The organism is Cyanobium sp. ATX 6A2, from assembly GCF_024346355.1.
Classification (GTDB): Bacteria; Cyanobacteriota; Cyanobacteriia; order PCC-6307; family Cyanobiaceae; genus NIES-981.
On record NZ_JAGQCU010000020.1, the window covers coordinates 43,487 to 51,942 of the forward strand.

Here is an 8,456-nt window from a genome sequence, read left to right on the forward strand (position 1 = left end):
CGGCGGGCAGGGGGACGGACAGGGTGAGAGAAATTCAGGCGGCCAGCCGATCTGCCGGCTCGCTGAGATGAACCAGGGCCGCCGGAGCTGCCGGGCGCGCAGCTGCAGGGGCGCGCAGCTCGAGCACCAGCCGGGCCCACTGCTCAGGGGTGAGCGCCACGCGCCAGCAGCCGCCGCGGAATCGCACCAGGGTTGCCGCGTGCGGCGCCTGGGCATTGAGCCGTTGCTGTTCGGCGCCTTCCGGCTTCTCACGCACCGCCCGGGCCGCGTCCTTCCAGTCCGCGACCTGGAGCACGAAATCGCTGAGGCCATCGAGGTCGCCGACGTCGTCGCTGCGGCCGGCACCGAGCTTGCGGCGGATCGGCAGGCCCAGCAGCAGGGTGAGCAGCTCGGCGGCCTCACGCTCCGCGCGATCACCGCGTCCCTTCTGGGCGTTAGGCATCAGTGCCGCAGAAAAACCGGATCCTAGCTTCCGCTAGGGAGGCTGCAATGGCGCTAAGTGCTCAGGCAGCTGGCGGCGGAGTGCTTACCGCTCGGTACTGGAGAGCATGGGGAGTGGTTCACCCGCTGCTCGCGCCAGGGGGTACCCGGAGCCCTGCCAGGAATCCGAGAGGGGGCTTGCGGCTGCTCCTGGCTCTCGCTCCGGCAGCGGAGAGTGCGGGGATCCGGGCCGCCATCGCAGCCAGAGACCGGCGACGGCAGGGCTGTGTGACGCAACAGAGCGGCGTGAACCGTCAGGCCGTCGGTGGCGGGCCAGTCCTGATGGGTTCAGGCCGCCGCATCCGGAGGTGGGCCTGGGTGAACCGCCTCAGCGGCAGGCACCACCTCCAGCGGTGCTGTGCTCCGTTGAACCGCGGCCTCGGGGTCGGCACTGGCCAGGGTTTCAGCGATCACGCCGCCCAGGGGCTGAAGACGCCTGGCTGTGGGACTGGGTTGATCCCCATCGCCGCCACCGTTGCCGTAGCGGGCCTGCTGGGCGGCGACGGCATGGCGCACCTCGGCGATGAACCAGGGCACCGCGTCGTGGTCTCCGGCAGCGCGGGCCATGCGGGCATCGCGCATCTGCCTCTCGGTCTGGCGCCAGGACTCCACCCGGCGCTCATGAAGCTCGCTCACCTGCTCGCGCGTCAGCTCGGAGGCCAGGCCCCGGGCCACCAGGCCATCACCGCCGCGCAGCCCGCTCTGCGGTCTGGGGCCCTGCGGCTCGCCGCTCTGAGGCGTGCCTCCTTGGCCGGGGGGCGCGTAGGCGGCGGGGCAGTGGCAGATCAGCGGTAGATCCTGACCCGCGATCCGTCTGCCATCGAGGTTGCGGTCGTAGTCCGGCAGCAGCTCGTTGAGCAAGCCGTCGCCGTTGGTGATCACGCCGGTGTCGTAGCAGGCGAAGCAGGCGCAGTTGGGGCGACGGAAGGTCAGGTCGCGGTCCAGCCCCTCGCGCTTGTGGCCCACGGGTCGCCTGAACATCTGCGTATCCCGTTCGCTAGCGCAAGCGTAGCCCTGATTAGCGGCCTATGACCCACACGAGCTTGGCGTGGTTGGTCGCTATAGAGCCCGGAATACCTGGTAAGCCGAGCGGTTCACCATCGCCAGTTCCTCGCGGTGCTGAGACAGCCAGGCCTGGCCGTTCAGCGTCGGCCAGCCCGCCTGCGTCGCCTGCCGCAGCAGCTGGCTCACGCCCTGGTGGCCGGCGCGGACAGCCACCGCGCTGAGCTCCTCGAGCATCGCGCTGAACGCCTGGCGGCTGCGGCTGCCGCCCTTGGCCAGCCAGTAGCCCTCGATCCGATCGGCCACGCACTGCAGCTCCACCGGCAGGGCACCCACCGGCACCGGCAGGTGGTCCGCCTGGGCCGGGGGCGGCAGCGGCGGTGGCGGGGGTGGCCCCAGGGGCGGAACGGGGTGGGCCCGATGCCAGGCCTGCTTGTCCCAGTGGTCGTAGGCCTCCGCCTCTGCCGTCATGGCGGCCAGAGCATCGGCATCGGCATGGGCTTGGCTCTGGGTCTGGCCAGGGCCGGCGGTCGGCGGCTGTTCCCTCTGTCGCGCTTCATGCCCCCCTGTCTCTGCGGCGTCAGCCGCTCCCGTAGAGACAGACAACGGGGAAAGAGATCTGGAAGAAGAGGGGATCTTGTTCCTGGGTTCTTGTTCTGGGGATCTTGTTTGTGTCCCCTTTTGGGGGGTGGGTGCCGTCCCCTTTTGGGGGATGGGTGGTGTCCCCCTTCTGGGGGGTGCCCCCCTTTTGGGGTGTCCCCCTGTTGGGGGATGGGTGCCGTCCCCCTTTCCGGGGGTGTCCCCCTGTTGGGTGGTGTCCCCCTTCTGGGGGACGGGTGAGCGGCAGCAGCGATACAGCGATGGCAGCCCCGGTCGTGACTCACGAGCCAGCCAGCCGTGCTCCACAAGCCAGCGCAGAGCCGCAAACACGTCGTCGCGTTTCATCGCGGCCTCCCTTGCCAGGGTGGCCGCCGATGCCCAGCAACCGTCCCGGCTGCCGTTGCCGTGGCGATGGATCAGTAGATACACCACCAGGCGGCCCTTGCCGCCGCTCTGGCTGGCGGTGTCGAGCAGCTGGTGCGGCAGCGGCGACCAGCCGCCACCTGCGGCGGAGCCCCGCATCAGATCTGGCCTGTTGGCACCTCTGCAGGCTCCTGTTGCCGCTGGTGGCGCGCCTCCAGCAGCCGCTGCACTTCACGCCGCTCCTGCTCCATCTGCTGATCCAGCAGCTGGCGCATGAACAGCGAGGCATTGCGCCGCGCATGGGCCTTGATCCAGGCCACCTGCTCGGGGCGCAGCAGGAAGCCGACCTGCACCGTCGCCTCCGGCTCCAGCGGCCGGGGCAGGGCATGGGTCCCCGCGTGATCCATCGTCCAGTCTCCAGACTTGCTGACGCTACTTGCAGGAGGCTTGGGTTAGGTAGTCTGTTTGTTGGTTGCCTGGAGGCCGTGCTCACGCTCACCAGCACCTCCGCCTGGCTCCAGCCACTGCCGATCGAGCGCGACGACAGCACCTGGACCTACCGCCTCACCGATCGCCACCACTGGTTCCCGGTCTCGATCACCGGCGTCATCACCAAGGTCTGCAAGAACGAGGACGCCCTGGGCTGGATCGAGGCCTGGCGCGATGTCTGGGAGCCACGCGGCAACACCTGCCACGCCGCCCTGCAGCACTTCGCCCTCCTCAACTGGCAGGCGCCAGCGCACCTCTGGCCCCAGGGCCTGGATGCCTCCCGGCCTGTCGATCCCCGCGGCGAGCTCTACGGCGCCTACGGCGACTGGATCGAGCCGCTGCTGGCCGAGCCCCTCTGGGCCTGCGTGCAGGTGGTGGCCGCCGAGCTGATGCTCTACGACCTGGAGCGCAACGTCGCCGGAACCCTCGATCTGCTGCTGCGCTTCCCCGATGGCAGCTACGGGATCGCCGACCTCAAGAGCCTCTCGGACAAGGGCAGGAAGTACGACACCAGGCCCCAGCTGGGGGCCGGCATCGTCATGGCCGAGCACCACTACCGGCTGCCCATCAGCCGCGCTCTGACGATCTGGGCCGCGCCGGGGCAGTGCGAGATCAAGACCCACACGGCCGCCGAGTGCCGGCGGCGCTGGGGGGAGGTGTTCGCCGCCTACCTGCGGGAGTGGCGTCCCTTCTGATAGTGGCCATTAGGGGTCACTAGGGCTTAGACTGTTTGTCCTCGCTAATGGAGGTCACTCCGTCTTGACCGGTCCTCATCTGCCGGCCTTTGCCCGCTCACGCCTCACCCGCCAGCAACCCCATGCCGTCCCCTTCTGCCGTCGCCGCGTTGCGCGATCTCCTCGACACCAGCGACTCCTCGCCCTCCTGTTCGCCGGCTCCAGCGGATTCCTCACCGGCGTCGGAGCCGCCACAGCCCTTTTCGCTCTCGCAGGAGGCCGCTGAGGCGCTCCACGCCGCCGCCGAGGCCAAGGCCGTCCTCGAGCACGCCAAGGCCCAGCTGGCCCAGGCCACCACTGCCCTCGATGCCCTGGTGGAGGCCGGCCTGCTGCCCGAGAAGGGCCTGCCCGTCGTCAGCGGCTACACCCTCTACCGCCAGGAGGGCCGCCCGTCGTGGACCTATCCCGCCGCCATCAAGGAGCTGGAGACGCAGCTCAAGAAGCGCAAGCAGCTGGCCGAACAGCTGGGCGAAGCCACCCAGAAGCGCGGCGATCCCTTCTGGACGATCAAGGAGGCGACGCCGCTCAAGCCCGACTCACCCCTGCTCAGGGGCCAGGAGTCGATGTGAGCCCCGATCCCGTCACCGATGCGGCCACCCAGGTGGTGGCCCTGCACCTGCGCGAGCTGCCCAGCGATGCCCTGGAGGCCCTGATGGATCTGATCACCAGCGGCGGCCCCCAGGCGCTGGTGTTCGCCATCACCGAGGAGATCGCCTCCCGTCACCCCGCTCGCCACCCCCAGCAATTCCGCATCTGAGCCCATGCACCCCTCCCCCTGGACCACTGGCCCTTGGCCCCCCGGCCCTTGGCTGACGGCACCCCAGGCCGCCGCCGCCCTCAGCGTCTCGATCTCAACCCTCTACCGCTGGCGCACCCAGGGCCTGCTGGTGGCCGGTGAGGACTGGATGCGCAAATGGCCCAGCGGTAGGAGCCCCGTGCTCTATCACGTCGAACGGGTGCAGCAGCGGATCGCCGCGCTCACAGCCCACAGCGCTCAGGAACTGGAGGCGGTGGCCGGCTGAGCATTGGCGGGGCCGGCGAGGGCCCGGGCAAAGGCAGCCGCTGCGCCCTGGCCCGAAGCCCATGGATAGCTGCGCAGGTGCACCTCGAGGGAATGCCCCATGCTCAGCGCCACGCTTCCGGGATCGATCCCCAGCTGGTGGCCGCGCAGGCTGTAGCCGTGGCGGAACGAGTACGGCACCACGCGCTCGCCCCGCGATGCCAGGCGCTCGCGCAGCTCCTGCCAGCCCCGCTGCCGCTTGAGGTAGGTGCCGATCGCATCGGCCGCTCCAGGCCCACCACCGAGGGGTGGCAGGTCGATCTCACCCGATCGCCAGCGCTCCAGCAGCCGCCACTCCATCCGCCGACCGTCCCAGTCCGTCAGGGGCAGCGGATGCACCCAACGCGGCGCCGTCATACCCCCGCCGCTGCGCTTGCGGTAGCTGCACCACCACAGCGGCTGACCGCTGCTCGGGTCGGTGCGCACCGCCAGGTGCTGCAGCTCGATCGGCCGCAGGCCCAGTTCCGCCAGCAGGCGGAGCGCGTCGGCCCACCTCCGGCCCGCGGGGTCGTTGGGAAGCGCATCCAACAGGTGCAGCACATCCAGGTCACCGAGCGGATCGCCCTTGCGGTGACCCGGAGCGGTCTGAGCAGCCGAAACCCCAATGTGCGGCCGCAGATCAGCCGGTGGCCGCCAGCCCTCCGGGAACCGCTCTCGCTCGACGCAGTGGCGCAGGAACTGGGCCAGCGACTGGGCACGGATCTGCCGCATCCGGCTCCCGGGCGGCCAGCCCCGCAGGCAGGCGTCCAGCAGCGTGGCCGCATCCGGCGGGCGCTTCGGGCCTTCCAGCAGCTGGACCGCCAGCTCCAGCACCGGGACGTAGTACCTGTCCCAGCTGGCTGGCTTGATCGCATTGCCGTGCTCCAGCTTCTGCCGGCGGAAATGCTCCAGAGCCTCCGTCCAGCTGTCCTGCCGCTTGGGGCCCCTGCCATCGGCGATCGCCGCAGCTTCCTGGAGGGCGTGGCCCTCGAGGGTCAGCAGGTAGATGTTGCGCACCCGGGCCAGGATCGGCCCCACCTGCTCCTGGTTCCAGCGAAAGGGCAGGGCGACGGTCTGGCGGGGGCGTTCAGCGCCTCGAAACTCAAGCCGCGCGTAACCGTCCTGCTCTCGCAAGGTCCAGCCGCGGGCCGCGGACTTACGAACGGCGACCCGCAGGGCCAGCTCCCAGCTCTCCGCACGGCGCACTCGGGGCACAGAATCCGCGCAAAATCCGCGCAAAACTTACTGCAGCCGCTTGTTCAGCCTCGGTCAAGGCCAGTCAGCAAGCCAGGTCTGACGGGAGATCCCCCATCACCACTGGCTCCGTCTCTTGCTTTGGGAGCACTAGGTCGCAGGTTCGAATCCTGTCGCCCCGACTGACTTCTCAGGGATTGGCCCTGAGCCGTGCGCACAAACCGCGCACAAAACCAAGCGAAACGCTCAGGCTCAGCGGAAGCTCCAGCCGCCGGCCCGGCCTCTGCGGGCAGGGCGAGCTGGACGTGCGCGGCTGCCGAACGCGCTTCCATTTCGTCCGCCGGGACACCCCTCAGGATCGCCGCCAGGGGGCAGCGGGGTCGGGCCGTTCACCGGCGGAGGCGCCATGGAGATCACGATCGGCAAGGCACAGCGCGGCCGGCTCTCTTATGCCCTTCCCGGCCAGGCCTATGTGGGCCGGCCCAGCCCGCTCGGCAATCCCTTCCAGCTCGGCCGCGATGGCAGCCGCGCCGAGGTGATTACCCGCTACAGGCGCTGGCTCTGGGCCCGGATGCAAGCTCCGGGCTCCACAGAGCGCCGTGAGCTGGAGCGGCTGCTGGGCCGGGCCCAGGCCGGCCGGCTGGAGCTGCTGTGCTGGTGCGCCTGGCCACAGCAATTAGCCCCATGTAGAGCAGCGCTATAGCATACACCCACCTCAACCTGCGCGAGCAGCGCCAGCGCAGGATCCTTACCGACAGCAAAGGCGACCGGCCGCATCTTGGCCCTGCTGCGACGACGTGCGGCCTTCCGTGGCATGCCTAGAGTTGGTCACCCAGATGGTCAACGGCTGTGGCGCAGGTAACGGTGGCAGAGGCCAAGGCCCAGCTCTCCAGCCTTCTGGATGCGGTGGAGGCCGGCAAGGCCGTGGTGATCACCCGCCGCGGCAAGGCCATCGCCGAGCTGGTGCCACGCTGCCGCGTGCGTGATCTGCTCCCGCAGCTTGAGGCCCTGCGCGCCTCTCTGCCCGAGCAACCGACCAGCGGCGTGGAGACCATCCGGGCGTTGCGGGATGAGCCCGTCGCCTGATGCTCTACATCGACACCTGTGTGCTGCTGGCGGTGCTGACGCCGGAGGCACACTCGGCCAACGCGGCCGCTTTTCTGGCGCAGGCCCGTGCACCGCTTGCGATCAGCAGCTGGAGTGTCACCGAGCTGCATTCCGCCCTCGGCCTCAAGGTGCGCACCAAGAACCTGAGCCAGGCCCAGGCTGAGGCGGTGCTGCAGGGCTTTGAGCGCAGCCTGGTGCCGGGCCTGCTGGTGCTGGAACTGGAGCCCCAGGACTTCCGCAATGCCAATGCCTGCCTGCGCGGCTGGACCACAACCATGCGGGCAGCCGATGCCCTGCACCTGGCCATCGCCAGCGGACGTGGCGCCACCCTCTTCACCCTGGATGCCCCGTTCGTGGCGGCGGCCCGACAGCTGGGGCTGGACGCTCAGTTGCTTGGTGCAGGGGAAGGCCCCAGCAGCGATTAAGCGCATCAGGATCGCGCCCCCACTGAAGCGGTGTCGAGCCCGGCGATCATGCGTTTGCGCTCTTCAGCTGGGATGCAGCAGAAGCAGAAGGCAGTGGCCCAATGCAGCCAGCGCGGGTCGTGCGAGACGGCATCGCCGATCGCGGCCCGATCCCGTCTGGATCAGCCTGCTCGACGTTGATACGGGAGAGCGGCGCTCGGCCCAGCTCCCGCATGTGGTGGGCAAGCTGAAGGACCATGACCCGGCGCCACAACCAGTTCCGGCTCCTTTACTTGGCCCACCACCAGCAGATGCAGACGGCAGTGCGCAGATTCGCTCCATTGCACGGGCTCAGCTATGCGTTAAGGTCAATACATCCCTCCCGAATCCCATGCTCACCGGCCCCGAACTGCTTGCCAAGGTCAAGGAATTTGGCGATGCCAGCAAGTCTGAACTGGTGCGCGAGTGCGGCTACGTGAGCAGCAAGAAGGACGGCAGCGAGCGGCTGAACTTCACCGCCTTCTATGAAGCCCTGCTGGAAGCCAAGGGCGTGACCCTAGGCGAAACGGGCCAGGGTCGGGGCAAGGCCGGCCGCAAGCTCAGCTATGAAACCAAGGTGCAGTTCAACGGCAACCTGCTGGTGGGCAAGGCCTACACCGCCCAGCTGGGCCTCCAGCCCGGCGATGAGTTCGAGATCAAGCTCGGCCGCAAACAGATCAAGCTCATGCCCATCGGGGCTGCCGACGAGGACGAGGCCGGAGCGGCGGCGGCGTGATCGTTCGTGAAGGCCGGCGTCGCCCGATCGCGACCTTCAGCACACTTGAAACCAGGCGTCCGCGTTCCCACGACGCCGACATGAGCGCCGCCCGTCTGGCGCGGCAGCTCCGGAGAACCCCCGCGCCAGACGGGGGTTTTCTCAGGGCCTATTAGAAGTCTGTCCCAGTAGCGCTGGCTCGCAGGTGCCGCCTGCGGTTTTGTGCGCAGGAACAGCTCCTGACCGTTGGCATCCCCGCTCGAAACCCCATCTGCTGCAACCGATCTGAT

The 8,456-nt window shown here is 69.1% G+C and carries 13 protein-coding genes and 1 pseudogene; 8 read left to right on the plus strand and 6 right to left on the minus strand.

Annotated elements, in window-relative coordinates:
• Positions 1 to 34: 34 nt before the first annotated feature.
• The 5 genes and pseudogenes from KBY96_RS14240 to KBY96_RS14255 form a co-directional block, all read right to left on the minus strand.
• Positions 35 to 442, minus strand: coding sequence for a hypothetical protein (locus KBY96_RS14240; protein WP_254980189.1), 408 nt, complete (start codon positions 440 to 442; stop codon positions 35 to 37).
• A 326-nt stretch (positions 443 to 768) separates the two neighbouring features.
• Positions 769 to 1,461, minus strand: coding sequence for a hypothetical protein (locus tag KBY96_RS14245; protein WP_254980190.1), 693 nt, complete (start codon positions 1,459 to 1,461; stop codon positions 769 to 771).
• A gap of 78 nt (positions 1,462 to 1,539) precedes the next feature.
• Entirely contained in the window at positions 1,540 to 1,953 is a 414-nt protein-coding gene (locus KBY96_RS14250; protein ID WP_254980191.1) for a hypothetical protein, read from the minus strand.
• 429 nt (positions 1,954 to 2,382) lie between these two features.
• Positions 2,383 to 2,604: pseudogene (locus KBY96_RS16575) on the minus strand (helix-turn-helix domain-containing protein); the annotation flags it as partial.
• Entirely contained in the window at positions 2,604 to 2,852 is a 249-nt protein-coding gene (locus KBY96_RS14255) for a hypothetical protein (protein ID WP_254980192.1), read from the minus strand. The gene KBY96_RS14255 and the pseudogene KBY96_RS16575, both read right to left, overlap by 1 nt.
• 78 nt (positions 2,853 to 2,930) lie before the next feature.
• Here KBY96_RS14255 and KBY96_RS14260 point away from each other — a divergent pair, with 78 nt between their 5' ends.
• The 4 genes from KBY96_RS14260 (at position 2,931) to KBY96_RS14275 (ending at position 4,690) form a co-directional block, all read left to right on the plus strand.
• On the plus strand, positions 2,931 to 3,629 hold the full coding sequence (locus KBY96_RS14260) for a hypothetical protein (protein WP_254980194.1): 699 nt from the start codon (positions 2,931 to 2,933) through the stop codon (positions 3,627 to 3,629).
• Positions 3,630 to 3,751: 122 nt separating this feature from the next.
• On the plus strand, positions 3,752 to 4,237 hold the full coding sequence (locus KBY96_RS14265; protein WP_254980195.1) for a hypothetical protein: 486 nt from the start codon (positions 3,752 to 3,754) through the stop codon (positions 4,235 to 4,237).
• Positions 4,234 to 4,425: a hypothetical protein gene (locus tag KBY96_RS14270; RefSeq protein ID WP_254980196.1), complete on the plus strand. Its 192-nt coding sequence runs from the start codon at positions 4,234 to 4,236 to the stop codon at positions 4,423 to 4,425. Before KBY96_RS14265 ends, KBY96_RS14270 begins: the two co-directional genes overlap by 4 nt.
• 4 nt (positions 4,426 to 4,429) lie before the next feature.
• Complete coding sequence (locus tag KBY96_RS14275) at positions 4,430 to 4,690, plus strand: helix-turn-helix domain-containing protein (protein WP_254980197.1); 261 nt, start codon at positions 4,430 to 4,432, stop codon at positions 4,688 to 4,690.
• On the opposite strand, the gene KBY96_RS14280 is transcribed toward KBY96_RS14275, so the two are convergent.
• Positions 4,663 to 5,913, minus strand: a complete 1,251-nt coding sequence (locus KBY96_RS14280) for a site-specific integrase (protein WP_254980198.1) — start codon at positions 5,911 to 5,913, stop codon at positions 4,663 to 4,665. The two genes, KBY96_RS14275 and KBY96_RS14280, sit on opposite strands and share 28 nt — an antisense overlap.
• Before the next feature lie 394 nt (positions 5,914 to 6,307).
• On the opposite strand from KBY96_RS14280, the gene KBY96_RS14285 reads away from it, so the two are divergent.
• The 4 genes from KBY96_RS14285 (at position 6,308) to KBY96_RS14300 (ending at position 8,187) form a co-directional block, all read left to right on the plus strand.
• On the plus strand, positions 6,308 to 6,604 hold the full coding sequence (locus KBY96_RS14285; protein WP_254980199.1) for a DUF4326 domain-containing protein: 297 nt from the start codon (positions 6,308 to 6,310) through the stop codon (positions 6,602 to 6,604).
• Between the two features lie 161 nt (positions 6,605 to 6,765).
• Entirely contained in the window at positions 6,766 to 6,987 is a 222-nt protein-coding gene (locus tag KBY96_RS14290; RefSeq protein WP_254980200.1) for a type II toxin-antitoxin system Phd/YefM family antitoxin, read from the plus strand.
• The gene (locus KBY96_RS14295; protein ID WP_254980201.1) at positions 6,987 to 7,433 is read left to right on the plus strand and encodes a type II toxin-antitoxin system VapC family toxin; all 447 of its coding nucleotides are present in this window, start codon (positions 6,987 to 6,989) and stop codon (positions 7,431 to 7,433) included. The genes KBY96_RS14290 and KBY96_RS14295 overlap by 1 nt, the downstream gene beginning before the upstream one ends.
• A 370-nt stretch (positions 7,434 to 7,803) precedes the next feature.
• Entirely contained in the window at positions 7,804 to 8,187 is a 384-nt protein-coding gene (locus KBY96_RS14300) for an AbrB family transcriptional regulator (protein WP_254980202.1), read from the plus strand.
• The last annotated feature ends 269 nt before the right edge of the window (positions 8,188 to 8,456 follow it).